Below are 25,199 nucleotides of genomic sequence, written 5' to 3'. Positions count from 1 at the left end.
TTCAGGGCCTGCGCAACGCGGAGGCGTTGTCGTTGTCTGCCACCGGCACTCCGGTGCGGGCCGCGTTGGCCAGCATGTGCTCGATGACGTTCTTGCCGAGCGAGCTCTCGCCGGGCAGTTCGATGGGGTAGTTGCCGTCGAAGCACGCCATGCAGAGCCGCGTCGCGGGCTGTTCGGTGGCGGCGACCATGCCCTGCAGGCTGATGTAGCCGAGCGAGTCGGCACCGATGGCCCGCCGCACGCCCTCGACCATGTCCTCCTCGTCGGCACCGATGCTGGCCGCGTTGGCGATGAGCTCGGCCGGCGTGGCGAAGTCGATGCCGTAGAAGCACGGCCACCTCACCGGCGGTGACGCGATCCGGACGTGCACCTCGAGCGCACCCGCCTCGCGCAGCATCCGGATGAGCGCGCGCTGGGTGTTGCCGCGCACGATCGAGTCGTCGACCACGATCAACCGCTTCCCGCGGATGACTTCCTTGAGCGGGTTGAGCTTCAGCCGGATGCCCAGCTGGCGGATGGTCTGCGACGGCTGAATGAACGTGCGCCCCACGTAGGCGTTCTTCATCAGGCCCTGGCCGTAAGGGATGCCGGAGCCCTGGGCGTAGCCGACGGCGGCCGGGGTGCCCGACTCCGGGACGCCGATGACGAGGTCGGCCTCGACGGGCTTCTCACTGGCAAGGCGTCGGCCGATCTCGAGGCGGGTGGCGTGTACGGACCGCCCGCCGATGATGCTGTCCGGCCGGGCAAGGTAGACGTACTCGAACACGCAGCCCTTGGGGGTGGGGTTGGCGAAGCGAGTGGACCGCACACCGTCGGCGTCGATGGCCAGCAGCTCGCCCGGTTCGATGTCGCGCACGAACGACGCGCCCACGATGTCGAGTGCGGCGGTCTCGGAGGCGACGACCCAGCCGCGGTCGAGCCGGCCGAGCGACAGCGGCCGCACGCCGTGCGGGTCGCGTGCGGCGTACAGCGTGTTCTCGTCCATCCAGGTGAGGCAGAACGCGCCACGCACCGTCGGCAGCAGGTCGAGGGCGGCCTGTTCCAGGGTGGAGTCGGCGGCGCCGTGGGCCAGCAGCGCGCCGAGGATGTCGGAGTCGGTGGTGGCCGCTGGGGCGCCACGGGTGTTGATGAGGCCCGCGTCGCGTGCCCGCGCCGCCAGTTCGGTGGCGTTGACGAGGTTGCCGTTGTGGCCGAGCGCAACGCCGGTACCGGCCGCGGTGTTGCGGAACACCGGCTGCGCGTTCTCCCACGTGGTGGAGCCGGTGGTCGAGTAGCGGCAGTGCCCGATGGCGACGTGGCCCTCCATCGCGGCCAGCGTCGGCTCGTCGAATACCTGGCTGACCAGGCCGAGATCCTTGAACACCAGCACCTGGGAGCCGTCGGCTACGGCGATGCCCGCCGCTTCCTGGCCACGGTGTTGCAGCGCATAGAGCCCGTAGTAAGTGAGCTTCGCCACCTGCTCACCGGGTGCCCAGACGCCAAAGACGCCACATTCTTCCTTCGGGTCGTCGTCAGGCGGCTCGACAGTCACAGTGGCTGCTCCCTGGGGGCGTTGGGTGACGTTGCTCAGTCTACGGGCTCGAACCTTCGTACGGGGAATCGAACGACGGTGTCGACGGAATAGTCAACGCCGGGCGGCGGGCATTCATTTCGCCAGCCCGACGACCGGCAGCCAGTCGGCGAGCTCCGCGGCACGCGCCCCCGACAGCCGCAGTGACCCGTCGGTGACTGCGTCCGACAGCGTCAGCAGGCCGGTCGCGAGCAGCAACCAGGTGCGGGGCTCCGTCTCGACGACGTTCGGAGGATTGCCCCTGGTGTGCGTCAGCCCCGAAATGCATTGCACGGCAACGAACGGCGGGACTCTCAGCTCCACCGTCGCGCCTGGTGCCTGTGCGGCCAGGGTTCGCGCGGTGAGCCTGACGGCCTCGCCGAGGCTCGCACGGTCGGGGGCGGGTGCGGTGCCGTCGCGCAGCCAATCCGCCAGTGCCGACACGACTTCGCGGGTTTTCGTCGGATCCGGACTGCCGCGCGACGCCATACCTTAGTCTGCCTGGAAATGTCCCCGAGACCGACGTTCGACCGCCACGCGCCGCCGTACAAGGTCGCCGGAGCGATTTTCCTGGTCGTCATCGCCGGGGTGGCCGCGTTGATCTATACGCAGTTCCGGGGCACGTTCACGCCGCGCGAGCTGCTGACGGTGGTGTCCTCGCGCGCGGGTCTGGTGGTCGATCCCGGGTCGAAGGTCACGTTCAACGGCGTGGAGATCGGTCGGGTCACCGGTATCGCGACCACGCCGCGCGACGACGGTCAGCAGGCCATGGTGAGCCTCGAGGTCGATCCGACCTACCTTCACCTGATCCCGTCGAACGTGCTGGCCGACATCCGCGCCAGCACCGTGTTCGGGAACAAGTACGTCGCCTTCAGTTCGCCGGAACACCCATCGCCTGAACCCATTTCGCCCGACGCGGTGATCCCGGCGCAGTCGGTCACCACGGAATTCAACACACTGTTCGAGACGGTCATGGCCCTCGCCGAGAAGGTCGACCCGGTCAAGCTCAACGCGACGCTGACGGCCGCCGCGGAGGCGCTGTCCGGGCTTGGTGACGGGTTCGGGCGGTCGCTCGAGCACGCGAACGTGATCCTCGACGACCTGAACCCGCGGATGCCGCAGCTGCGCAACGACATCGTGCAGAGCGCAGGGCTGGCCGACGTCTACGCGGACGCCTCCCCCGACCTCTGGAGCGGGCTGGAGTCCGCGGTGTCCACCGCGCGCACGCTGAACGACGAGCGCGCCAACGTGGACGCCGTGCTGATGGCGGCGGTCGGCTTCGGCAACACCGCGGCCGACAGCATCGAGCGCGGCGGGCCGTACCTGGTGCGCGGCGCCGCCGACCTCGTACCGACGACCAAACTGCTCGACGACTACCGCGGCATGATCCTCTGCACGACCCGCAACTTCCACGACGTGCAACCGCTGGTTGCCAGAACGCTGGGCGGAAACGGGTACTCGCTGAATCAGTACGGAACCATCCTCGGCTTCGGCGCGCCGAACGCGTACGTGTATCCGGACAACCTGCCTCGCGTCAACGCGCACGGCGGACCCGAGGGACGGCCCGGGTGCTGGCAGAAGGTGACCCCGGAGTTGTACCCGTTTCCGTACCTGGTGATGGACACCGGAATCAACATCGCTCCGTACAACCACGTCGAGCTCGGCTCGCCGATGTTCATCGACTACGTGTGGGGCCGCCAGGTCGGCGAGAACACCATCAACCCGTGACGGTTGACCTCAAGTTTCATTGAGGTCATAGCGTGGCGGGCATGACGTTCAAACAGCACGAGCTCGACTTCATGGCGGGCGCCGATCTCGGCCGGCTGGCCACCGTCCAGCCCAACGGCACCGTCCAGGTGAGCCCCGTCGGATTCACCTTCAACGCGGCGCTCGGCACCATCGACGTCGCGGGCTATCACATGTCCAAGAGCCAGAAGTTTCGCAACCTCGCGACCAATCCGAACGTCGCCTTCGTGGTGGACGACATCGTGTCGCGCGACCCGTGGCGGGTGCGGTGCCTGGAGATCCGCGGCACTGCCGAGCAGGCGCAAGAGGCGGCCGCGGTGGGTGCTGCCGGCGACGAACTCGACACCGCCATCATCCGGATCACGCCACGCCGCATCATCGCCTTCGGCATCGACGACCAGGACACGGAACCCCACCAGCTTCAGGCAGACGTGCGCAACGTCTGACGCAGACCGGCGCGCTGGACCGCGATGGCGGCTACCGCACCCGCCTCGTTGATCGCCAGATGGGTCAGCATCGGCGCGAGCAAGCTTCCCGACCGTTCGTAGAGCCATGCGAAGGCCCAACCCGCGGCACCCGTCACCAGCACGGTGCCCACGACGGGCTCCCCAACCGTCCTGGCGTCACGTACGTGGGACAACCCGAAGGCGGTCGCCTGCAGCACCCGACCCCACCTTGGCCCGAAGGCCTCCGCGGCGACGGCGCCAAGAGCGGCGCGGTACGCCGCCTCTTCCGACCACACGGTGCCCAGCGGGATGCGCATCGCGAGCCAACCCCCGATGGACTCGGGAAGTTGGCGGGCGGCCATGTCCGCACGCACCCGCGGGATGCGCGCCGAGACCGCGACGCCGACGGACACCACCGTTGCCGCCCCCAGCCCGAGCCGCAGGCCGTGCCACACCACCGGCGGGCGCAGCCCAAGCGGGGCACCGGTGCACACGACCAGTGCCGCGCTCAACGCGGCGTGCAGCCCTACCTGCAGGCGGGGCGGGATCCGCGGCGCGATCAGGCCACTCCACGCCACCAACCCCGCCGCGGCCGTCAACGCACGGATTTCGTTGCGGGGCACTAGTAATCTGGCCCGTTTGCGCGTTCGGACGCTTCCATGGCCGTCCGCACGCGTTCGGTGTCGGCGGGTGTCCAGCCGTCGGGCGGCACCACCGCTGCCCACCCATCCAGCACCGAGTAGCCGTAGTTGTGACCGTGCCCGCCTGGGACGCCGCTGGCGTTGGTCATGTCCGCACCCACCTGCCAGAAGGTGATGATCGGATACCACCGCATCGAACCCGTGCGATCGATTCCTGGCGCTTCGTCCAGCCAATCCGGTTGCGAGAAGAGCAGATTCGGCGACCACCAGACGATGGGATCGGACGCGTGTTGGAGGAACAGCACGCGGGTGCCGTCCCATGGCCCAGCGGCGATCCTGGCGATGTCCGCGGCATCGGCGGCCTGACTGAACCGCACGGTGCGTCCGTCGTCGTAACGCGGCTGCACCTCCGGCGTGCCCGGGTCGCGGCGCGCCACCAGCCCACTCCACAACGAGCTCTCGTGCGGCGGGCCCACCCACAGCACGGCTGAGAAGTCCATGGCCGCGATGTCGGGCAGCCACGGAAAGGCCCCCTGGCCGGCCAGCGAACCGAGGCTCTCGCCGTAGAGCACGAGCTTGGGCCGTTGGCCGACAGGCAGTTTCACCCAACTGTCGTGGACGGTGTCGACGAGCAGTCGGCCGGACTTGACCGACTTCTCCCGGTCGCCGAGGAACGAGATCCAGCTGGGCAGGTACGAATACTGCACGGCCACCAGGGCGGTGTCGCCGTTGTACATCGTCTCGATGGCGCGGGCCGCGACCGGATTGACCCAACCCGTCCCGGTGGTGGGGATGATCACGAGCAGCTTGCGGTCGAACGCGCCGGTACGTTCCAGTTCACGGACGACGACGTCCATCCGTGCCTGGTCGCTGTCGGCGGTCTGCAGGCCCGCGTAGACGCGGATGGGCTCCTTGGCTGGCCGTCCGTTGAGTCGGGTGAGTTCGGAGGCGCGAGGGCCGGATGCCACGAAGTTGCGGCCCTGAAAGCCCAGGGTGTCCCAGGGCGCCAACGACCTTGGGCTACCAGATCGTTCGGGGAACAATGGCTGGCTGATGTCCGCGCCAGTTTCGGAGTTCTGCGGCTGGAAGACGCGACTGGCGCCGGCCAGGAAACCGCGGTAGAGCACGCCGTTGATAAGCGTGACGAGCACGACGACGACGATCGCCGTGCCGATGGCCAGCGCCACCTCGTGGTGGAGGTGCCACCGTCGGATCAGCCTGCGGGCCAACAGCTTGATCGCGTCGAGCACGATGCGGGACGCGCCGAGGCAGGCCGCGCCGACGGCGATCGCGACGACCATGGTGCGCAGGTAGCCCAGCGTGGTAGGGCCCTCGATGCCCATCAGGGCGGACACCTGACGTTGCCACGCGGCGGCGGGAACGAGCACCAGCAGGCCCGCGGTGATGGCCGTCGCGATGACCGCCGCCTTCATCCAGTACAGCACCCGCTTCGACGGCGGCCACCACTCCCGATGGTGAAGTACCAAGCGGTGGAAGGCCTTTCCGATGACGACGCCGATCCCGTACCCGATCATGGCGTTGAGCCCGCCGATCAGCCCGGCGAACAGCCAGTCCCGCGGTAGCAGCGAAGGCGTCAACGACAGGCAGAAGAACAGCGCGCCGACGGCGAAGCCGGTGAAGTCGAGTCGGACCTGGCCCCAGGCCCACAGCAAGAGGGGATGTCGAGTAGTGGCCGGAGCCCTCACCCGAACAGCCTGGGCAGCACGCCCTCCGACGTGCTCCGCAGTTCGTCGAGCGGGACGGTGAACAGCCCCTGTACCTCGATGGTGTCGCTGCCTTCGTCGACGACGCCGATCCGGACGGCGGGCAGCCCGCGCGCCTCGCACATCGACGTGAACCGGCTCTCCTCGGTGCGTGGCACGGCGACGAGCGCCCTTCCCGCGGACTCGGAGAACAGCGCGACGAACGGGTCGGCACTCTCGGGGAGCACCAGGCGGACGCCGGTCTCCCCCGCGAGCGCCGCCTCGACGACTGCCTGGACCAGCCCGCCCTCGGACAGGTCGTGGGCGGCCGAGACGAGCCCGTCGCGCGAGCCAGCGGCCAGCACCTCGGCCAGCAGCTGTTCGCGAGCCAGGTCGACCTTGGGCGGCAGGCCGCCGAGGTGGTCGGCGGTGACCTGAGCCCAGATCGAGCCGTCGAACTCGTCGCGGGTGTCACCGAGCAGGATCAGCGACTCGCCGGGCTCGGTACCGAAGGCGGTAGGAATGCGCCGCTTCACGTCCTCCAAGACCCCGAGCACGCCCACCACCGGCGTCGGGTGGATGGCGGTGGTGCCGGTCTGGTTGTAAAAGCTGACGTTGCCGCCAGTGACCGGAATGCCAAGCGCCACACAGCCATCGGCGAGCCCGCGGACGGCTTGGCTGAACTGCCACATCACACTGGGGTCTTCGGGCGAACCGAAGTTCAGGCAGTTGGTGACCGCGACCGGGGTGGCCCCGGTGACCGCGACGTTGCGGTAGGCCTCGGCGAGCGCCAGCTGCGCCCCGGCGTACGGGTCCAGCGCCGTGTAGCGCCCCGACGCGTCGGTGGACACCGCGATGCCGCGGCCCGTCTCCTCGTCGATGCGCAGCACTCCGCCGTCGGCATGTTCGGCGAGCACGGTGTTGCCGCGCACGTAGCGGTCGTACTGCTCGGTGATGAAGGCGCGACTGCACAGGTGCGGACTGCCAAGCAGCGCAAGCAGAGTGGCGCGAAGCTCGTCGCCCGTCTTCGGGCGCGGCAGGTCGGCCGTGGTGTCGGCGTTGAGCGCGTCCTGGCTGTCGGGGCGGGCGACGGGGCGCTCGTATACCGGCCCTTCGTGGGCCACCGTGCGCGGCGGGACGTCGACGACGGTCTCGCCGTGCCAGGTGATCTGGAGGTGTTCGCCATCGGTCACCTCACCGATGACGGTGGCGAGCACCTCCCACTTGCGGCACACGGCCATGAACTTCTCGACGTTGTCCGGGGCGACAACCGCGCACATGCGTTCCTGGGATTCGCTGGAGAGCACCTCGGCAGGCGTCATGTACTTGGCCCGCAGCGGGACTTTGTCGAGCTCGATCGCCATGCCCCCGTCGCCGGCGGACGCGAGTTCCGAGGTGGCGCAGGACAGTCCGGCACCGCCGAGGTCCTGGATGCCGATGACGATCCCGGCGGCGTAGAGCTCGAGACAGCACTCGATGAGCACCTTCTCCATGAACGGGTCGCCGACCTGCACGCTGGGCAACTTCTTGCGCCCCGGCCCTTCGCCCTCGTCACCACCGAACGTCTCCGACGCGAGCACGGAAACGCCGCCGATGCCGTCGAGTCCGGTGCGCGCGCCGAACAGGATGATCTTGTTGCCCGTGCCGGAGGCGAACGCGAGGTGCAGGTCCTCCTTGCGCAGCGCTCCGACGCACAATGCGTTCACCAACGGATTGCCGGCGTAGCACGCGTCGAACACCGTCTCGCCGCCAATGTTGGGCAGCCCCAGGGAGTTTCCGTATCCACCGACGCCGCGCACCACGCCGTCGAGCACGCGGCGGGTGTCCGGGGCGTCGGCCGCACCGAACCTCAGCTGGTCCATGACGGCCACGGGACGCGCGCCCATCGCCATGATGTCGCGCACGATGCCACCGACCCCGGTGGCTGCGCCCTGATATGGCTCGACGTACGACGGGTGGTTGTGGGACTCGACCTTGAACGTGACGGCCCAGCCGTCGCCGATGTCGACGACGCCCGCGTTCTCGCCGATGCCGGCAAGCATCGTCGAGCGCATCGCCTCGGTGGTGGTTTCGCCGAAGTAGCGCAGGTGCACCTTGGACGACTTGTAGGAGCAGTGCTCGCTCCACATCACCGAGTACATGGCCAGTTCGGCGTCCGTGGGCCGACGCCCGAGGATCTCGCGGATGCGCTGGTACTCGTCGTCCTTCAGCCCAAGCTCGCGGAACGGCTGCGGGTGGTCTGGAGTGGTGGCCGCCCGCTCCACCGTATCGATTTCCGGGGTGAGCTCAGACGTCACGAAGACAGTCTAGTTCGAGGCGCGGCGTTGGCTCGCGCGCCACCGCCGCGCCCACCAGGTGGATCACCGCCAGTCGTCGATCACGAACACTCCAGCCCGGCTATAACCATCGGTGTTGGGCCGGTGCATGGCGATGCCCTGCATGTCGGTGCGAAAGCCGAACGCCGACATCGCGCGGTAGGCCTCGTGGCGACTCGTGTTCACGCCTGCGGTCAACCGAGGCAATGCCCGCGCTTCGGCGAAATGCTCGACCGCGTGCAGAAGGTGCTGGAAAGACCGCTCCGCGCGAGGACCTGGACGAACAGCGCCGAACTTGACGTAGCACGTTCCGCTGCCTGCCTCGGTGCCGGGTCCGCAATGACAAATGGCGACACCGACGAGCGTGGAATCGTTCCATACCAACACGGTGTCGCCAAGGTCGTAATCGGCGACTGCGCAGATCTCACGCGTGACGTCGAGCCCGTCGAAGATGGCGTCCGTCAAGCCTCGGCACACGGCCAACGCCGCCGGCCTGTCTTCGTCGGTGAGGTCGGAGAAGCGGGAGTACCTGGCCGTAGTGCTCGTCGTACCAACGGCTTTCGACATGACCGCGGTCAAGAACCTCGGCCAGAACCCGAACCGTTGATAGAGGCCAACGTGCTTTTGACTTTGCGCAAAGGTGAAGAGACCTGCGTGCGTGGTCTGCCAGCCCGCAAAGCAATCCATCACCGGTTCCATGAGCCGACGTCCCACGCCGCGATCCCACAGCTCGGGTCGAACACTCAACGGACCGAAGAACCCGACGCTCCCCCATTGGGTGGCGAAGTTCGAGCCCGCGAGCTGTCCGCCGTACTCGGCCGCGAATGCGGCGGACGGATCGGTCCGCCAACGGGTATGCACGAAGGCGGCGTCGCCCATGAACGTCGCCGGTTCCGCGAGTCCCAGGAACGTGCCGAACGCAAGTCTCACGACGTGGTCGGCCGCGCTCAGGTCGCCCTCCCGGAGCGGACGAACGTCAACGTCGAGATCGGTGGTGGGGGTCATCGGCCCGACGTCCTGGCGGCCTCGACCAGTGCGCGGATCGCCCAACGCCTGATCTCGTGCGCTTCGTCGTCGTTCATCTGCAGCACGTCCTTGAAGACCACCATCGATTCCGTCCCGACGACCAGCGCGAGCGCCTTCGTCAACGAGTCCAGCGCCGCTGGCGTGAATTGCTTGCGGGCCGGCGCCAACGCTGCCTCTATCAACGCCGTGCGGCGGTTCTGGCGGGCTGGAAACTCGGCACTTCCGTCGCCGTTGACGCTGCGCTGCACCGAGTGGGCCAGCATCAGCCGAAGTGCCGGCTCGTTCGCGGCGGTCATCTCGTGCATTGCCGTGTCGACGCGGTCCAGGCGCTCGACGGGATCGTCCGACGACACGTCGCGGAAGAGCTCCTCGGGATTCGGCGTCGCGCCGTCGAGCGGCGCCTCGACGAGCAGCATGTCCACGCTTGGGAAGTAGCGATATGCCGTCGCTCGGGACACCAGCGCCTCCTCGGCGACGTCCTCCACCGTGAACCTGCGGCCTTGCTTCATTAGCCGAGAAGCGGCCTGAAGCAAGTCCTTTCGGGTGCGCGATTTCTGGTTCGGGCGGCCCGCTTCTTCGGCGACCATCACGTCAGTCCTGTGGAAGTTGCTGGATGATCGCGGCCAAATCGATCCACACGTTCTCCCGTTGGATCTCGCCGTCGTCGGCGAACTGGACGACGTGCAACAACCGGAACTCGAGCGGACGGTTCTTCCCGGCCAGCCCGAACGGCGTACCCGGTGCGCGCCCGCGCCACAAGGATTCGTCGACGAGGAAATCCGCGCCGTACAACCGGCGGATGGTCTCGAACTCGCTGTCCGATAGGTCAGCGAAGAGACCCTCATAGAAGTCGCGGGCCCCTTCGCGTCCACGCGTCGGCCCCAACGGCGAGCCCACGATGTCGTGCTCGGCATCGGAAGCGAGCGTGGCCAGCACACCCTCGACGTCGTCACGGACTTCGAAAGCGAAGTGCTCGTCGATCTTCTTGTCCATCTCGGCGCGGCTGAGTGCCATGGTCGTTCCTCGGATAGGCGGGGCTGTACGAGTGAACCGTAATGAGATGCAAGTCTCATGTCAATACGAACTTCTCATAGCGCGCAGAGGGTCGCGTCGTGAGATCAGCCGCCAGCGGCGATGCAGAACGCGTTGCCCTCGGGGTCGGCCAGGACTACCCAGTTGAACTGGTCGCCGAAGCTGTGCCGGCCGGTCTCGGACGCGCCGAGCCCGACCAGGCGGCCGACCTCAGCCTCGACATCGGACGCCGAGAAATCGACGTGCGCCTTGTTCTTGCCCGGCGTCGGGTCGGGCACGTGCTGGAAGGCCAGGTTGGGTGCGCCCTCGCGAGCGACGAGGACGAACTCTCCCGGCACGACGGGATTCACGGTGCCGCCAGCGGCGGCGGCCCACCACGCCGCCAGGGCGTCGGGATCGGCGCAGTCGAAGGTGAAGGATTCCACGGTTATCGCCATGATCGCGACGCTAGCTCAGCCCGGTGACATGAACGCCTGCAATGCCCGTGAATAGGAGGCGACGTCGTCGGCGCCCATCAACTCGCGCGCCGAGTGCATGGCCAGCTGTGCGGCTCCGACGTCGACCGTCGGAATGCCGGTGCGGGCCGACGTCATCGGGCCGATCGTCGAGCCACACGGCAGGTCGGCGCGGTGCTCGTAGCGCTGCAGTGGCACCCCGGCCTGGTCGCAGGCCAGCTGGAACGCCGCCGCGGTGCGCCCGTCGGTCGCGTAGCGCAGGTTGGGCTGCACCTTCAGCACCGGCCCCGCGTTGACCTCGATGAGGTGGCTCGGCTCGTGCCGGTCGGGGTAGTTCGGATGGGTGGCGTGCGCCATGTCGCCAGAGGCCACCATCGACCCGGGCAACCTGCGCAGGAAGTCCTCGCGGGTGCCGCCCGCGGCAAGCGTGATGCGCTCGAGCACCGTCAGCAGCAGGTCGGACTGGGCCCCGTGAGCGGACGTCGAGCCGACCTCTTCGTGGTCGAACAGCGCCAACACCGGCACGTGGTCCCGCGCTTCGGCGGCCAGGAAGGCCTCGAGCCCGGCGTAGCAAGTGCCTTGATTGTCCAGCCGCGGCGCGCTGACCAGTTCGCGTTGGGCGCCGACGAGCGTCGCCGGGGTGAGGTCGTGGGTCATCAGGTCGGCGGCGAGCACGGCGTCCGGGTCGACGTCGGCGCGTTCGGCGACGTAGCCGATGAAGGAGCGCGCCCCGACCCCGACACCCCACACGGCGTTGACGTGACGCTGCGGGTTCAGTTCAACGGCCTTGCGGTCCTCGGCCAGGTGGATGGCCAGCTGCGGCACCCGAAGGATCGGGTCGTCGACCTTGACCAGGACGTGCTCGACGGCGTTGCCTTTGCGGATCGAGAGGCGGCCGCTGATGCCGAGGTCGCGGTCCAGCCAGGAGTTCAGCCACGCACCGCCGTAGGGCTCGAGCGCCACGACCTGCCAGCCGCTGACGAAGCGGTCGGGATTCTGCTTGACCCGCAGATTGGGGCTGTCGGTGTGGCCGCCGACGATTCGGAAGGGGGCCCCGGCGTCGGCTGCTCGCCACGCCACCAGTGAGCCGGCCCGCACGGTGAAGTAGTCCCCGGCGTCGCCCGGCCAGGCGTCGGATTCGGCGAGTTCGGTGAAGCCCGCCTCGCTCAGCCGCTGCGCAACGGTGACGCACACGTGGAAGGGCGAAGGGGACGCGTCGATGAACTCGCAGAGACTCTGGGGGCTAGCTGCCATCTTTCCATCTTGACGGGAGTTTTCGGCAGCCGTCGCGCTAGGGTCCAGTTGTGCCTGATCCATCGCCGCAGCCGGTGCTGGCGCCGTTGACTCCGGCAGCCATCTTCCTGGTCGCCAGCATCGACGAAGGCGGCGAGCAGGAGGTGCACGACGCACTGTCCGACGTCTCGGGTCTGGTGCGCGCCATCGGTTTCCGCGATCCCGCCAAGAACCTCTCGGCAGTCGTGTCGATCGGCTCCGATGCGTGGGATCGGCTGTTCTCCGGTCCCCGGCCTGCCGAATTGCACCCATTCCCCGCGCTCGACGGTCCGCGCCACCACGCCCCGTCCACTCCGGGGGATCTGCTGCTCCACCTTCGCGCGGAATCGCTCGACGTCTGCTTCGAGCTCGCGGGCAAGCTCGTCGACGCGTTCGGTGCCGTCAGCGTCGTCGACGAGGTGCACGGCTTCAAGTTCTTCGACAACCGCGACCTGCTGGGCTTCGTCGACGGCACCGAGAACCCCGACGGGCCGCCGCGGGTGCACGCCACCCAGATCGGCGACGAGGACCCCGACTTCGCCGGCGGCTGCTACGTACACGTGCAGCGCTATCTGCACGACATGACGTCGTGGAACTCGCTGTCCGTCGAGGAGCAGGAGCGCACGATCGGCCGCACGAAGCTGGACGACATCGAACTCGACGACGCCGTCAAGCCGGCCAATTCCCACGTCGCGCTCAACGTCATCGAGGACGACGACGGCAACGAGCTAAAGATCCTGCGGCACAACATGCCGTTCGGCGAGATCGGCAGGGCGGAGTTCGGCACGTACTACATCGGATACTCGCGCACCGCCGCCGTCACCGAACGGATGCTGCGCAACATGTTCATCGGCGACCCGCCGGGCAACACCGACCGCATCCTCGACTTCTCCACGGCGGTCACGGGCACCATGTTCTTCACCCCGACCGCCGACTTCCTCGACGACCCGCCGCCGCTGCCCGGCGACGAGGCCGCCGCGGCCGACTCAGCTCCCCCCGCACCTGCATACGCCGGTTCGCTGTCGATTGGCAGCCTGAAAGGACAAGCACAATGAACAATCTCTACCGCGATCTGGCGCCGATCACCGACGAGGCTTGGGACCAGATCGAGGAGGAGGCGACCCGAACCTTCAAGCGCCACATCGCCGGACGCCGCGTCGTCGACGTGAGCGAGCCGAGCGGACCCGTGACGGCGGCGATCGGCACCGGCCATCTGCTCGACGTGGCCGCGCCGGGCGATGGTGTCGTGGCACACCTGCGGGAGGCCCGGCCGCTGGTGCGGTTGCGGGTGCCGTTCACGATCGCGCGGATCGACGTCGACGACGTGGAGCGCGGCGCTCAGGACTCCGACTGGGATCCGGTGAAGGACGCGGCCAAGAAGCTGGCGTTCGCGGAGGACCGGGCGATCTTCGAGGGCTACGAGGCGGCCTCGATCGCCGGCATCCGCAAGTCGAGTTCCAACCCGGCGCTCGCGCTGCCCGCCGATCCGCGGGAAATCCCCGACGTGATCGCACAGGCGCTGTCCGAGCTGCGGCTGGCCGGCGTCGACGGCCCCTACTGCGTACTGCTGTCCGCGGACGTCTACACCAAGGTCAGCGAGACCACCGAACACGGTTATCCGATCCGCGAGCACCTCAACCGGCTCATCGACGGAGAGATCATCTGGGCGCCCGCGATCGACGGCGCGTTCGTGCTGTCGACCCGCGGCGGCGACTTCGACCTGCAGCTGGGCACCGACGTCTCGATCGGCTACCTGTCGCACGACGCCGACACCGTGCAGCTGTATCTGCAGGAGACGCTGACCTTCCTCAACTACACCGCCGAGGCGTCGGTCGCGCTGGCCCCCTAGCGCCTCTGCGATTTCGGCGCGTTTTCGGACGCTCAGCGGGCGGGAGCGCGCCGAAGTCACCCAGAGCGGTTCTGGAATAAACGGTACGTAACGGGGCTTGTGCGAGTTGAAGGAAAACTTCACTTCGACTTTCGCCTGGAGGACAGTCCCATGACCAACACACTCACCGGCAAGACCGCACTCGTCACCGGAGCGACGGCGGGCATCGGCTACGCGATCGCGCAGCAGCTCGCCGCGGAAGGCGCCGACGTGATCGTCCACGGCCGCAACGCCGAGCGTGGCGCGAAGGCCGTACAAGAGATCGAAAACGCCGGGGGCAAGGCACGTTTCATCGCCGCCGACGTCGCCAATGCCGCGGACGTACGCCAACTGGCCGACGAGGCCGGCGCCGTCGACATCCTGGTCAACAACGCGGGCATCTACCGCTTCGCGCCGACGTTCGACACCACCGACGCCGACTTCGACGACCAGCTGAACACCAACCTGCGCGCGCCGTACCTGCTCGTCCAGAAGCTGGTTCCGGGCATGGTCGAGCGTGGTCAGGGCTCCGTGATCAACGTGACGACCGTCGCGGCCTCTACCCCGGCCGCGGGCGCGGGCATCTACGGCGCAAGCAAGGCAGCGCTCGAGCTGCTCACCAAACTGTGGGCCGACGAGTTCGGCGCAGCGGGTGTCCGGGTCAACGCCGTCGCCCCCGGTCCGACGCAGACGCCGGGCACGACCGAATTTCCGGTCGAGTTGATCGAAGGGCTCGGCCGCACCACCACGCTCGGCCGCACCGCCGAGGCCGACGAGATCGCGAACGTCGTGACGTTCGTCGCCTCCCCCGCCGCGAGCTACGTGAACGGCGCGGTCCTGACCGTCGGCGGTGGCTCGAAGGCGATCAATCCCGCCGCCTGAAGAAGCTACGCAGCTAGTACGGCGTCCAGCGCCGAATAGAACAAGCCCAGCCCGTCGTCGGACGGGCCGGTCAGCGCCTCGGTCGCGTGCTCGGGATGTGGCATCAGCCCGACCACGCGGCCGTTGGCCGAAGCGACCCCCGCGATGTCGCGCAGCGATCCGTTGGGGTTGTCGCGGTACCGGAACACCACGCGGCCCTCGCCCTCGAGTTCGTCGAGCACCGCCTCTGACGCCACGTAGCGACCCTCGCCCGACTTCAACGGAACGAGGATGTCGGCGCCCTGCTCGTAGCGGGAACTCCACGCCGACGAGTTGGACGCCACCTCCAGCCAGATGTCCTTGCAGACGAAGTGCAGCCCGGCGTTGCGCGCCAGCGCGCCCGGCAGCAGTCCCGTCTCGCACAGCACCTGAAAACCGTTGCAGATCCCCAGCACTGGCATGCCACGTCCCGCCGCCGCGACCACCTCGCCCATGACGGGCGCGAACTTGGCGATGGCGCCGCAGCGCAGATAGTCGCCGTAGGAGAACCCGCCGGGCACGATCACGGCGTCGACGCCCTTCAGGTCGGCGTCGGCGTGCCACAGGTTGACGGATTCGGCGCCGACGGCCCGCGCGGCGCGCGCGGCGTCGACGTCGTCGAGGGTGCCGGGGAACGTGATGACCCCGACGCGCGCGCTCATTCCGACTCCCGGTGCACGGACCAGTCCTCGATGACGGTGTTGGCGAGCAGCGACTCGGCGATCTCCTCGAGCGTCGCGTCGGAGACGCTGTCGTCGACTTCGAGTTCAAACCGCTTGCCTTGGCGGACATCTGAGATCCCGGCATGGCCGAGCCGGCCCAGTGCGCCGACGATGGCCTGACCCTGGGGGTCGAGGATCTCGGCCTTGGGCATGACGTGGACTACGACCCGGGCCACGGGCACTCCTTGCCTGTTGACGGCGATTCGGTCGGGCATGACTCTACCGGCGCGGGCACCGAGCAGAATGGAGCCATGCAATTGACGCATTTCGGCCATTCGTGCCTGCTGGCCAGCCTCCCCGACGGTACCGGCGGCGACACCACCGTGCTGTTCGACCCTGGCACCTTCTCGCATGGCTTCGAGGGCATCACCGGACTGTCGGCGATCCTGATCACCCACCAGCACCCCGACCACGCGGACACCGCACGGCTGCCCGCGCTGCTCGACGCCAACCCGCAGGCGGCGCTGTACGCCGACCCCATGACGGCGGCGCAGCTTGGCGGGCGGTGGCAGGCGGTCCATGCCGGCGACGCGTTCGCCGTCGGTCACCTCGCGGTCCGCGGCGTCGGCGGCACGCACGCGGTGATCCACCCGGACATCCCGACGATCGACAACATCTCGTACCTCATCGGCGACGGCGACCACCCCGCGCGGCTGATGCACCCGGGCGACGCATTGTTCAACCCGGGCGAACCCGTTGACGTCCTGGCCACCCCTGCGGCGGCACCGTGGATGAAGATCTCCGAAGCCGTCGACTACCTGCGGGCCGTGGCGCCGACACGTGCGGTGCCAATCCATCAGGGCATCATCGATCCTGCCGCCCGCGGCATCTACTACGGCCGGCTCTCCGAAATGACCGATACCGACTTCCGGGTGCTCGCCGAGGAGACCGGCACGGCCTTCTAGCCGACGTCGCGCGCGGCGGCCCGGCCTGCCGCGCGTCCGGAGAACACGCACCCGCCGAGGAACGTGCCCTCGAGCGAGCGGTAGCCGTGCACCCCGCCGCCGCCGAAGCCCGCCGCCTCCCCCGCCGCGTAGAGCCCCGGCAGCGCCGCACCGTCGGCTCGCAGCACCCGGGAGTCGAGGTCGGTCTCCAAGCCGCCCAACGACTTCCGGGTCAGGATGTGCAGTTTCACCGCGATCAGCGGACCCGCCTTCGGGTCGGTGATCCGGTGCGGCGCGACGACGCGGGCCACTCGGTCGGCGAAGTAGTTGCGCGCGCCGCGAATCGCCGTGAGCTGACTGTCCTTGGAGTAGGAGTTAGCCACCTCGCGATCGCGCGCGGTGACCTCGGCTTCGACGGCGTCGTAGTCCAACGGTTCGACGTCGGGCACCGTGTTCATCTTGGCGACGAGGTCCCGCAACGTATCCGCGCTGACGAAGTCGACGCCCTGGTCCACGAAGCGTTGGACGGGCGCCGGGGCACCCGGCTTGATTCGGGCCAGCACCTGCCGCACGCTGCGACCGGTGAGGTCGGGGTTCTGCTCCTGACCGGACAGCCCGAACTCCTTGGCGATGATGCGGGCGTTGAGCACGAACCACGTGTAGTCGTATCCAGTCTTCGCGATGTACTCGAGCGTCCCGAGGGTGTCGAAGCCGGGGTAAAGCGGTGCGGGCAAACGCCTTCCGGTCGCATCCAGCCACAGTGACGACGGGCCGGGCAGGATGCGGATGCCGTGCTTGGGCCAGATGGGGTCGTAGTTGGTGATGCCCTCGGTGTAGTGCCACATGCGGTCGCCGTTGATCAGGTGGGCGCCCGCGGCTTCGCTGATCCCGAGCATCCGCCCGTCGACGTGCTCGGGCACCCCGGACAGCAGCTGGCCGGGCACCCGACCCATGCGGGCGGGCCAGTTCTTGCGCACCAGGTCGTGGTTGCCGCCGATGCCGCCACTGGCGACGACGACGGCCTGAGCGCGAAAGTCGAAGTCGCCGACGGTGGTTCGCGACGACGCCACCCCGCGAGCGGCCGACGTCGGCTCGAGCACCGCGCCGCGCACCCCGGTCACCGCGCCCTGCTCGACGACGAGTTCGTCGACGCGGTGGCGGTGGGCGAAACTGACCTTGGGATGGGTCAGGAGCCGACGCGCGAACACGTCGACGATCGCGGGCCCCGTCCCCCAGGTGATGTGAAACCGAGGCACCGAGTTGCCGTGCCCGCGGGCGTCGTACCCGCCGCGTTCGGCCCAGCCGACGAGCGCGAACGTCTGCAACCCGCGTTCGCGCAGCCAGCTGCGCTTCTCACCTGCCGCGAAGTCGACGTAGGCGGTTGCCCACTGCCGCGGCCAATGGTCTTCGGGACGGTCGAAGCCTGCGGTGCCCATCCAGTCCTGCAGGGCGAGCTCGTGACTGTCCTTGATACCGAGCCTGCGCTGTTCGGGGCTGTCGACGAAGAACAGCCCGCCGAAGGACCAGTACGCCTGTCCGCCCAGGTTGGCGGCGTTCTCCTGGTCGACGATGAGCACCGAACGACCCCCGTCGACGACCTCGCATGCGGCGACCAGCCCAGCCAATCCCGCTCCGACCACGATCACGTCAGCCTCAGCCATGGGACCGACGTTAGCCTCCGAAACTCAGGCGGCGTCTGTCAGCGCGTTGTTCGGCTCCCACCGGTACACCGTCGGCGTGCAGTTGTGCATGAGCGCCAAGTCGATGGCGTCGAGCAGCGCCTGGTGCGGACCCGGTCTGCGCAGCTGTCCCGCCGATACGGCGACGCGCACGGTGCCGGCCCGGCGCGCGGTGCGTTCGGCCGACAACACCAGGGTTCGACACCACCACGGCTCGGTCAGGAACCCCTCGCCGATGCCGAGCACCCGCGCCCGCAGCGCCGTGTCGCGGACGAGGTCGGTGATCCCGCTGAGGCCGACCAGAAGTCGGAAGCCGTTGCGCGGCAGCACCGTAACGGTGCCTTGCGAGACCGTCCAGCCCGGCGCCGCGAACAGCCGGGTGCGCAGGCCCAGGTGTTCGAGCACCCGGTCGGCGCCCATCAGGCGCAGGTTGGCTTCGTGTGCCTGCAGCGTCGCGAACTCGCTGCGGAGTTTCTTGGTGGCCGCCTCGTCGTATCCGTGCAGCACGACGGCGTCACCGGCGGCGCGTTGGCGGGTCAACCATTCGACGGTGAACGCGTCCTGGTCGAGCCGGTAGCCGCCCTTCAGGCGTGGCGCGACCAGCAGGGAGGCCGGCACGTTGCGGGCCGCGAGTTCGGCCCGAAACGCGGCGACCTCGTCGAGCGTGCGGTCCCTGATCCCGGAGATCGAGACGATCAGTGCTCCCACGCCGGCAGTATGGCAACTCCAGGTGTGCAAGAGGTTTCAGACACGTGGGCGGGAGTTGACCATCCGGTGTTGCGGCTAGCGAGGCAGCACGGCCTCGATGGCGCTGATCACCTCGGGCGCGTCGGGCTCGGTGCGCGGGCGGAACCGACTGACCACGTTGCCACCGGGCGCGACCAGGAACTTCTCGAAGTTCCATTGGATGTCGCCCGACTCCCCTTCGGCGTCGGTGGCCTTGGTGAGCTCGGCGTACAGCGGGTGCCGGTCGGCGCCGTTGACGTCGATCTTCTCCAGCAGCGGGAACGTCACCCCGTAGGTCGTCGAGCAGAACTCCTGGATCTCGTCGGCGGTGCCCGGCTCTTGGCCCATGAACTGGTTGCACGGAACGCCGACGACGGTGAGCCCGCGGTCGCCGTAGTCCTTCGCCAGCTGCTCCAACGCCGTGTACTGCGGAGTCAACCCACACTTTGAGGCGACGTTGACGACCAGCGTTGCGCCGTCGGACAATTCGGCCAGTGTGGTCGGCTTGCCGTCGAGGGTGGTCAGGGCGATGGTCCGGATGCTCATGAGCGCGACGCTACGCTAGCCGTCGAAAAGGATCAGCGCGAGGCGCTCGATGCCGGCGATCGGATCAGCCGTGGTGTCCACCGCGCCGTTGAGCCAGAGCAGCGAAAAGCCGTGCACCAGTGACCATGCCGCGAGCGCCGCGCCGTCGGGGTCGGCCTTGGCCTTGGAGTCGGCGAGCGTTCCGACGCCGCGGCTGAGCTCCGCGCCCGCAGCGGCTTCGGCAGCGCTCAGTGCCGGATCGGCGGCGTCGTAGAGCGAGCGGTCCCACATCACTTCGTAGTGACCGGGATGGTCGAGGGCGAACCGCACGTAGGCTCGCGCGGCGTCGACGAACTGGGGCCTTGCGTCGGTGAGCGCAGCGGCCAGCAGTCCAAACCCCTCGGTCGCCAACGCCGTGAACAACCCACGCCGATCGGTGAAGTGGTGCGCGGGAGCGGCGTGCGAGACGCCGGCCGCGCGGGCGAGTTCGCGCAGCGAGATCCCGTCGGCGCCGCGTTCGGCCACCAGCGTGGCGGCCTGGCTCAGGATCGCCGCCTTGAGGTCGCCGTGGTGGTAGGAGTCCCTGCTCATCGACCCAGCATAGCCAAGGAATCTTGACATCGGCTAGATTGTTGATACCGTCATCTTGTCACTGTCTAGTTAGGAGGTCATCGTGGCCGTGTTTCTCGCATTGGTCCTCGGAAGCCTCGTCGCACGCCTGGTCGGATGGCTGGGCGTCGAGTACGTCGACGGCTGGCCGCAGGCGATCGCCGTCGGCCTTGCGGTGATGTTCACGATGACGGGCGTCGCGCATTTCGTAGGCCTGCGGCGCGACATGATCGCGATCGTGCCGCCGTGGCTGCCCGCTCCCGCGCTGCTGGTGACCATCACCGGCGTGCTCGAGCTGCTCGGAGCGGTCGGGCTGCTGTACCCGCCCACCCGCGTCGCGGCCGCGGTGTGCCTGTTCCTGTTGATGTTGGCGATGTTCCCCGCCAACATCCATGCGGCGCGGATGCCCAATGCGCCGAAGTCGATGACCTCGCGGCTATCCGTTCGGACCGCGGAAGAGGTGGTCTACCTGGCCGCTGCCGTGGTGGTCGCGGTCTGCGGTGGCTAGCACCCACGCGTACTGGAACGCAGCTTCCTTCCACCGCTCGTAGCGGCCGCTGATCCCACCGTGACCGGCGACCATTTCGGTCTTGAGCAACACCGATACGTTGCCGGTCGCGGTGTGCCTAAGGGCGGCAACCCATTTCGCTGGCTCGACGTAGTACACCCTGGTGTCGTTGAGCGACGTCATCGCCAATATCGCCGGATACTGCTTGGCTTCGACGTTCTCGTACGGGGTGTACGACTTCATGTACTCGTACACCTGCTCGTCGGCGAGCGGGTTGCCCCACTCGTCCCACTCCGTGACGGTGAGCGGCAGCGACGGATCGAGGATGGTCGTCAGCGCGTCGACGAACGGAACTTGCGCCAGCACGCCAGCGAAGAGTTCCGGCGCCATGTTGCTCACCGCGCCCACCAGCAGCCCGCCCGCGCTACCACCGTACGCCACCAAGTTCTCCGCACGCGTGACGTCCGTCGCGATGAGATGCCTTGCCACGGCGATGAAGTCGGTGAAGCTGTTCTTCTTCTCCAGCAGCTTGCCGTGCTCGTACCACGGCCTGCCAAGCTCGCCGCCACCACGCACGTGGGCGATGACGAAGACGATGCCGCGGTCGAGCAGCGAGAGCCGCGCGATCGAGAAGCGCGGATCCTCACACGATTCGTAGGCGCCGTAGCCGTACAGCAGGGCGGGTGCCGGAAATTGCAGTCCCGCACGGTGAATGATCGAAATCGGAATGCGTGCGCCGTCGGGCGCCTCGGCCCAGTCGCGGCGCTCGACGTACTCCTCGGGGCGGTAGTCGCCGAGCACCGGTTGTTCGCGCAGCAGCGTGCGCTCGCCCGTCGCCAGGTCGATGTCGTAGATGCGCACCGGCACCACGAACGACGTGGTGCCGACTCGCAGCCGCGGCGCCGACCAGTTGGGGTTTGCCGACAAGCCGCACGACGTCAGTTCGGTCTCGAAGGTGATGTCCTCGGGGTGCCCGTAGTTGCCGTCCGGGTAGATCGGCCACAACTGGATGCGGGGCAGCGCCTCGCTGCGGTAGCTCACGACGATGTGGTGTTCAAACGTGTCGACGTCGTCGAGCCGGACGTCGTCGCGGTGCGGGATGAGTGTGCGAAACGCGGTGGGGTCGCTCACCGGAGCCTCGACGAGGGTGAAGTTCTCGGCGCCGTCGTTGTGCAGGATGAGGAATCGGTCCTCATCGCCGACCACCACGTGATCGACCGAGTACTCGACGAGTTCGCGGCGCGGCAGGATCGACGTGAACCCAGTCTCGGGGTCCGCTGCGTCGCCGTAGAACACCTCGCTGGTCACCGAACTGCCCGCGGCGATGAACACGTACTTGTTGCTTCGCGTGCGGCCAACCGAGATCCAGAACCGCTCGTCGGCTTCGTGATAGACCTTTGCGCCGGTCAGCCCCGCACCGATCCGGTGGCGCCACACGGTGTCGGGACGCCACGCGTCATCGACGGTGACGTAGTAGACGGTGCGATTGTCCGCCGCCCAGGTGACTCCGGCACCGATGCCTTCGATGACGTCGTCGTAGAGCGCCCCGGTGCGGAGGTCCTTGAACCGCAGCGTGTATCGCTCGTCGCCGGCGACGTCGACCGAATACGCCAGCGTGTCGCCGTCGAGGCTGATCGAGGCCGCCCCCAGCGAGAAGAAGTCGTGCCCCTCGGCCTCGACGTTCTCGTCGAGCAGCACCTGCTCGCCGGGAATCTCCGTGGTCTCGTCGAACTCTGGCGGCGTCCAGTCGTCGGGATCGCCTACCGGGCAACGACATTGCACTCCATACTGCTTGCCCTCGAAGCTGCGGCCGTAGTACCACCAGTCGCCGCGCCGGGTGGGGATCGAGAGGTCGGTCTCCTTGGTGCGCGCCTTGATTTCGTCGAAGATCGCCTGCCGCAGCGGCCCCAGCACCTCGGTCTCCTGCTCGACGTAGGCGTTCTCCGCCTCGAGGTACGCAGTGACCTCGGGGTCGGACTTGTCGCGCATCCATTCGTAGGGGTCGATGAAGACGTCGCCGTGATGTTCCCGGCGAACGTCTACGCGCTTGGCGATCGGCGGCTGAGCGGTCATGCACCGATCCAATTCTCGAAGGAGAGTCCCGAAATGCGTTCGTACGCCTCGATGTATCGAGCCCTCGTCGCGGACACGACGTCTGGCGGCAGCGCGGGTGGCAGCTCAGTACCGGCGCGGTCCCAGCCGGAGTCCGGGCCTGTCAGCCAGTTGCGCACGAATTGCTTGTCGAAGCTCGGTTGCACGACGCCTTCCTGATAATCCTCGGCGGACCAGTACCGCGACGAGTCGGGGGTGAACACCTCGTCGGCCAGCACCACGGCACCCTGTTCGTCGACGCCGAACTCGAACTTGGTGTCCGCGATGATGACTCCCTTCGAGAGCGCATGCGCGGCGGCCGCCGAGTAGAGCTCGAGGGTGCGATCGCGCAGCTGCGCCGCCAGGTCCGCGCCAATCACGCCGACGACGTGTTCGAACGAGACGTTCTCGTCGTGTTGCCCCAGTTCGGCTTTCGTCGCCGGGGTGAACAGCGGCTCGGCGAACTTGCTCGCCTCGGTGAGCCCCTCCGGCAGCGCAATGCCGCACACCTGTCCGGTCTTGCGGTAGTCGATGATCCCCGATCCGGTGAGGTAGCCGCGAGCGACGCACTCCACCGGCAGCATCTCCAGCCGGCGCACCACCAACGCACGGCCGAGCACCGCTTCGGGGATGCGTTCGTCGTCGGCCGGACCGGCGAGGTGGTTGCGCGCCTGCACCGCCTGCTCCAGGAAGTCGAAGAAGAAGACGCTCATCGCCGTGAGGATGCGGCCCTTGTCGGGGATCTCGCTGTCCAGGATGTAGTCGAAGGCGGAGATCCTGTCACTGGCCACGAACAGCAGATGGTCGTCGTCGATCCGGTAGAGCTCGCGAACCTTGCCGCTGGCCAAATGTTCGTAGTCGGTCAAAGCGGGACGCATCGCGCAAGACTATCTGCTGGGATCTCAGGCATGAGTTCTCGCTACGTCCCGTATGCCACCACGCCCGGGCGGCTGCTGGCACAACTGATCAGTGACATCGTCCTCGTGGTGTGGGCGGCGGTGTGGGTGCTGGTCGGTATGGCCGTGCACGCCGCGATCACCACCATCGCGGAGGTCGGCAGGCAAGTTCAGGGCGGAGCCACCGGCGTCGCGGGCAATCTGAACTCGGCGGGCGACAGCGTCGACGACGTCCCGCTGGTGGGCGAGGCGCTGAGCAAGCCGCTGCGCGCCGCGAGCGGGGCCGCGCTGGACATCGCCGGCGCGGGCCAGAGCCTCGATACGACGGCCAGTTGGCTGGCGTGGGTGCTGGCGTTGGCGGTCGCAGCACCGCCGATCCTGGCAGTCGCGATGCCGTGGCTGTATCTGCGGGTGCGATTCTTCCGGCGCAAGTGGACGGCGCTCGCCCTGGCCGCGACGCCAGCGGGCGAGCAGCTGCTGGCGTTGCGCGCGCTGGCCAACCGGCCGCTGGCCAGGCTCGCGGAGGTCAGCATCGACCCCGTCGGCGCCTGGCGCCGCGATGACGTCATCGCGATCCGCGGCCTGGCGAATCTCGAGCTCCGTTCGGCAGGCATCGCCCGCAAGTCCTAACCCCCAGCGATTTCGGCGCGCTTTCGCCCGGTCACCGTCCGTTAGCGCGCCGAAGTCACAGCAAGTGGAACCGTTCATCGCGACTCACCGTCCTATTCGACGTGCTCGACGATCACCTGCGCCGCCACGACGGTGTCATCACGCTCGCCCAGGCGAGACGCGTGGGCCTCAGCGGGAAAGCGGTTCAACGCCGCGTCGAATCCGGCCACTGGCGACGCTGCTCCCGCGGAGTGTTCTTCGCCGATGACCGCCCGTTCACCGATGGCGCCCGCATCCGCGCAGCGGTGTGGGCGTACGGGGATCGGGCGGCCGCAAGCGGCTTGGCGGCTGCCTGGTGGCTCAAGGTCACCAGATTTGCACCCGACGTCGTCGAAGTCACGGTGCCGCGCGACAGCCACGGGCGTTGTCATCCGGGTTGTCGCGTCAGGCGGCGCAACCTTCGCGACGCGGACATCGTCGAGCACAACGGCCTGCAGGTAACTGCGCTGCCGCTGACCGTGATCGAAGCCGCGGTCAGGCGCGGCGGAGGACCGAAGCTCATGGACGCTGCATTGCAACGTCATGTCGAGCTGCGCCCGCTATGGAACGCACACCTCCGCAACAAGGGGCGATACGGCTCACCAGCGGCACGGCGACTGCTGCAGGCAGCCGACGACGGCGCTCGCTCTGCGGCGGAGCGACTCATGGTCCAACTGTTGAAGAGTGCGGGTATCACCGGCTGGAAAGCGAACTACCCGGTTGCAGGCTACAAAGTCGACGTCGCGTTCGTCGGGCCCAAGGTGGCGATCGAGGTTGACGGCCTGGCCTTCCACAGCGACGCCGACGACTTTCATGGCGACCGTGTGCGTCAGAACGCCATCGCGCTCGCAGGCTGGCAAGTGCTCAGGTTCACGTGGATCGACCTCACCGAGTACCCCGACCGCGTGATTGCCACAATCCGCCAGGCGATTTCGGCGCGCTAACGGACGGTGAGCGGG

The 25,199-nt window shown here is 68.1% G+C and carries 27 protein-coding genes; 9 read left to right on the top strand and 18 right to left on the bottom strand.

Annotated elements, in window-relative coordinates; all coding sequences use genetic code 11:
• Window position 1: 1 nt before the first annotated feature.
• Window positions 2–1,531 (bottom strand): amidophosphoribosyltransferase, encoded by a 1,530-nt coding sequence (gene purF / locus SLQ33_RS17530; RefSeq protein WP_319455103.1) that lies wholly within the window; start codon window positions 1,529–1,531, stop codon window positions 2–4.
• 114 nt (window positions 1,532–1,645) lie between these two features.
• Window positions 1,646–2,038: a sterol carrier family protein gene (locus SLQ33_RS17525; RefSeq protein ID WP_319455102.1), complete on the bottom strand. Its 393-nt coding sequence runs from the start codon at window positions 2,036–2,038 to the stop codon at window positions 1,646–1,648.
• Window positions 2,039–2,056: 18 nt separating this feature from the next.
• On the opposite strand from SLQ33_RS17525, the gene SLQ33_RS17520 reads away from it, so the two are divergent.
• Window positions 2,057–3,277 (top strand): MCE family protein, encoded by a 1,221-nt coding sequence (locus tag SLQ33_RS17520; protein WP_319455101.1) that lies wholly within the window; start codon window positions 2,057–2,059, stop codon window positions 3,275–3,277.
• A gap of 41 nt (window positions 3,278–3,318) precedes the next feature.
• The gene (locus SLQ33_RS17515) at window positions 3,319–3,741 is read left to right on the top strand and encodes a PPOX class F420-dependent oxidoreductase (protein ID WP_319455100.1); all 423 of its coding nucleotides are present in this window, start codon (window positions 3,319–3,321) and stop codon (window positions 3,739–3,741) included.
• Here SLQ33_RS17515 and SLQ33_RS17510 read toward each other — a convergent pair.
• From SLQ33_RS17510 to SLQ33_RS17475, 8 genes are all read right to left on the bottom strand, one after another.
• Window positions 3,717–4,364, bottom strand: a complete 648-nt coding sequence (locus SLQ33_RS17510; protein WP_319455099.1) for a CPBP family intramembrane glutamic endopeptidase — start codon at window positions 4,362–4,364, stop codon at window positions 3,717–3,719. The genes SLQ33_RS17515 and SLQ33_RS17510 overlap by 25 nt on opposite strands.
• On the bottom strand, window positions 4,364–6,088 hold the full coding sequence (locus SLQ33_RS17505; RefSeq protein ID WP_319455098.1) for an alpha/beta hydrolase: 1,725 nt from the start codon (window positions 6,086–6,088) through the stop codon (window positions 4,364–4,366). The genes SLQ33_RS17510 and SLQ33_RS17505 overlap by 1 nt, the downstream gene beginning before the upstream one ends.
• The gene (gene purL / locus SLQ33_RS17500) at window positions 6,085–8,382 is read right to left on the bottom strand and encodes a phosphoribosylformylglycinamidine synthase subunit PurL (protein WP_319455097.1); all 2,298 of its coding nucleotides are present in this window, start codon (window positions 8,380–8,382) and stop codon (window positions 6,085–6,087) included. Before purL ends, SLQ33_RS17505 begins: the two co-directional genes overlap by 4 nt.
• A 63-nt stretch (window positions 8,383–8,445) precedes the next feature.
• On the bottom strand, window positions 8,446–9,405 hold the full coding sequence (locus tag SLQ33_RS17495; protein WP_319455096.1) for a GNAT family N-acetyltransferase: 960 nt from the start codon (window positions 9,403–9,405) through the stop codon (window positions 8,446–8,448).
• Complete coding sequence (locus tag SLQ33_RS17490; RefSeq protein WP_319455095.1) at window positions 9,402–10,013, bottom strand: TetR/AcrR family transcriptional regulator; 612 nt, start codon at window positions 10,011–10,013, stop codon at window positions 9,402–9,404. Before SLQ33_RS17490 ends, SLQ33_RS17495 begins: the two co-directional genes overlap by 4 nt.
• A gap of 4 nt (window positions 10,014–10,017) precedes the next feature.
• The gene (locus SLQ33_RS17485) at window positions 10,018–10,440 is read right to left on the bottom strand and encodes an ester cyclase (RefSeq protein ID WP_319455094.1); all 423 of its coding nucleotides are present in this window, start codon (window positions 10,438–10,440) and stop codon (window positions 10,018–10,020) included.
• A 104-nt stretch (window positions 10,441–10,544) separates the two neighbouring features.
• Complete coding sequence (locus SLQ33_RS17480; RefSeq protein ID WP_319455093.1) at window positions 10,545–10,895, bottom strand: VOC family protein; 351 nt, start codon at window positions 10,893–10,895, stop codon at window positions 10,545–10,547.
• 15 nt (window positions 10,896–10,910) lie between these two features.
• Window positions 10,911–12,167, bottom strand: coding sequence for a M18 family aminopeptidase (locus SLQ33_RS17475; RefSeq protein WP_319455092.1), 1,257 nt, complete (start codon window positions 12,165–12,167; stop codon window positions 10,911–10,913).
• Window positions 12,168–12,217: 50 nt separating this feature from the next.
• Here SLQ33_RS17475 and SLQ33_RS17470 point away from each other — a divergent pair, with 50 nt between their 5' ends.
• The 3 genes from SLQ33_RS17470 (at window position 12,218) to SLQ33_RS17460 (ending at window position 14,934) form a co-directional block, all read left to right on the top strand.
• Window positions 12,218–13,240 (top strand): Dyp-type peroxidase, encoded by a 1,023-nt coding sequence (locus SLQ33_RS17470; RefSeq protein ID WP_319455091.1) that lies wholly within the window; start codon window positions 12,218–12,220, stop codon window positions 13,238–13,240.
• Complete coding sequence (locus tag SLQ33_RS17465; protein ID WP_319455090.1) at window positions 13,237–14,034, top strand: family 1 encapsulin nanocompartment shell protein; 798 nt, start codon at window positions 13,237–13,239, stop codon at window positions 14,032–14,034. Before SLQ33_RS17470 ends, SLQ33_RS17465 begins: the two co-directional genes overlap by 4 nt.
• Window positions 14,035–14,184: 150 nt before the next feature.
• Window positions 14,185–14,934: a glucose 1-dehydrogenase gene (locus SLQ33_RS17460; RefSeq protein ID WP_319455089.1), complete on the top strand. Its 750-nt coding sequence runs from the start codon at window positions 14,185–14,187 to the stop codon at window positions 14,932–14,934.
• A 5-nt stretch (window positions 14,935–14,939) separates the two neighbouring features.
• On the opposite strand, the gene purQ is transcribed toward SLQ33_RS17460, so the two are convergent.
• Together purQ and purS are read right to left on the bottom strand one after the other, a co-directional pair.
• A complete protein-coding gene (gene purQ / locus SLQ33_RS17455) occupies window positions 14,940–15,614 on the bottom strand; it encodes a phosphoribosylformylglycinamidine synthase subunit PurQ (RefSeq protein WP_319455088.1) in 675 nt (224 codons plus the stop codon).
• The gene (gene purS / locus SLQ33_RS17450) at window positions 15,611–15,850 is read right to left on the bottom strand and encodes a phosphoribosylformylglycinamidine synthase subunit PurS (protein WP_319455087.1); all 240 of its coding nucleotides are present in this window, start codon (window positions 15,848–15,850) and stop codon (window positions 15,611–15,613) included. The genes purQ and purS overlap by 4 nt, the downstream gene beginning before the upstream one ends.
• 75 nt (window positions 15,851–15,925) lie before the next feature.
• Here purS and SLQ33_RS17445 point away from each other — a divergent pair, with 75 nt between their 5' ends.
• Window positions 15,926–16,579 (top strand): MBL fold metallo-hydrolase, encoded by a 654-nt coding sequence (locus tag SLQ33_RS17445; protein WP_319455086.1) that lies wholly within the window; start codon window positions 15,926–15,928, stop codon window positions 16,577–16,579.
• Here the strand turns inward: SLQ33_RS17445 and SLQ33_RS17440 are convergent.
• From SLQ33_RS17440 to SLQ33_RS17425, 4 genes are all read right to left on the bottom strand, one after another.
• Window positions 16,576–18,219: an FAD-binding dehydrogenase gene (locus SLQ33_RS17440; RefSeq protein ID WP_319455085.1), complete on the bottom strand. Its 1,644-nt coding sequence runs from the start codon at window positions 18,217–18,219 to the stop codon at window positions 16,576–16,578. The two genes, SLQ33_RS17445 and SLQ33_RS17440, sit on opposite strands and share 4 nt — an antisense overlap.
• 24 nt (window positions 18,220–18,243) lie before the next feature.
• Window positions 18,244–18,945: a DUF2334 domain-containing protein gene (locus SLQ33_RS17435; RefSeq protein WP_319455084.1), complete on the bottom strand. Its 702-nt coding sequence runs from the start codon at window positions 18,943–18,945 to the stop codon at window positions 18,244–18,246.
• 75 nt (window positions 18,946–19,020) lie between these two features.
• Window positions 19,021–19,509: a glutathione peroxidase gene (locus tag SLQ33_RS17430; RefSeq protein ID WP_319455083.1), complete on the bottom strand. Its 489-nt coding sequence runs from the start codon at window positions 19,507–19,509 to the stop codon at window positions 19,021–19,023.
• Between the two features lie 15 nt (window positions 19,510–19,524).
• A complete protein-coding gene (locus SLQ33_RS17425) occupies window positions 19,525–20,079 on the bottom strand; it encodes a TetR/AcrR family transcriptional regulator (RefSeq protein ID WP_319455082.1) in 555 nt (184 codons plus the stop codon).
• An 82-nt stretch (window positions 20,080–20,161) separates the two neighbouring features.
• On the opposite strand from SLQ33_RS17425, the gene SLQ33_RS17420 reads away from it, so the two are divergent.
• Window positions 20,162–20,605 (top strand): DoxX family protein, encoded by a 444-nt coding sequence (locus SLQ33_RS17420; RefSeq protein ID WP_319455081.1) that lies wholly within the window; start codon window positions 20,162–20,164, stop codon window positions 20,603–20,605.
• Here the strand turns inward: SLQ33_RS17420 and SLQ33_RS17415 are convergent.
• Window positions 20,534–22,678: a S9 family peptidase gene (locus tag SLQ33_RS17415; protein WP_319455080.1), complete on the bottom strand. Its 2,145-nt coding sequence runs from the start codon at window positions 22,676–22,678 to the stop codon at window positions 20,534–20,536. The genes SLQ33_RS17420 and SLQ33_RS17415 overlap by 72 nt on opposite strands.
• Window positions 22,675–23,574 carry a phosphoribosylaminoimidazolesuccinocarboxamide synthase gene (locus tag SLQ33_RS17410; protein WP_319455079.1) on the bottom strand — a complete coding sequence of 300 codons (900 nt, stop codon included), beginning with the start codon at window positions 23,572–23,574 and terminating at the stop codon, window positions 22,675–22,677. Before SLQ33_RS17410 ends, SLQ33_RS17415 begins: the two co-directional genes overlap by 4 nt.
• A gap of 30 nt (window positions 23,575–23,604) precedes the next feature.
• On the opposite strand from SLQ33_RS17410, the gene SLQ33_RS17405 reads away from it, so the two are divergent.
• Window positions 23,605–24,222: a hypothetical protein gene (locus SLQ33_RS17405; protein WP_319455078.1), complete on the top strand. Its 618-nt coding sequence runs from the start codon at window positions 23,605–23,607 to the stop codon at window positions 24,220–24,222.
• 101 nt (window positions 24,223–24,323) lie between these two features.
• Window positions 24,324–25,184, top strand: coding sequence for a DUF559 domain-containing protein (locus SLQ33_RS17400; RefSeq protein ID WP_319455077.1), 861 nt, complete (start codon window positions 24,324–24,326; stop codon window positions 25,182–25,184).
• Window positions 25,185–25,199: the final 15 nt, after the last annotated feature.

The organism is Mycobacterium sp. RTGN6 (assembly GCF_033804605.1).
Lineage (GTDB): Bacteria > Actinomycetota > Actinomycetes > Mycobacteriales > Mycobacteriaceae > Mycobacterium.
The sequence above is the reverse complement of the archived record's forward strand: the minus strand, read 5'-3'. Positions and strand labels throughout refer to the sequence as shown.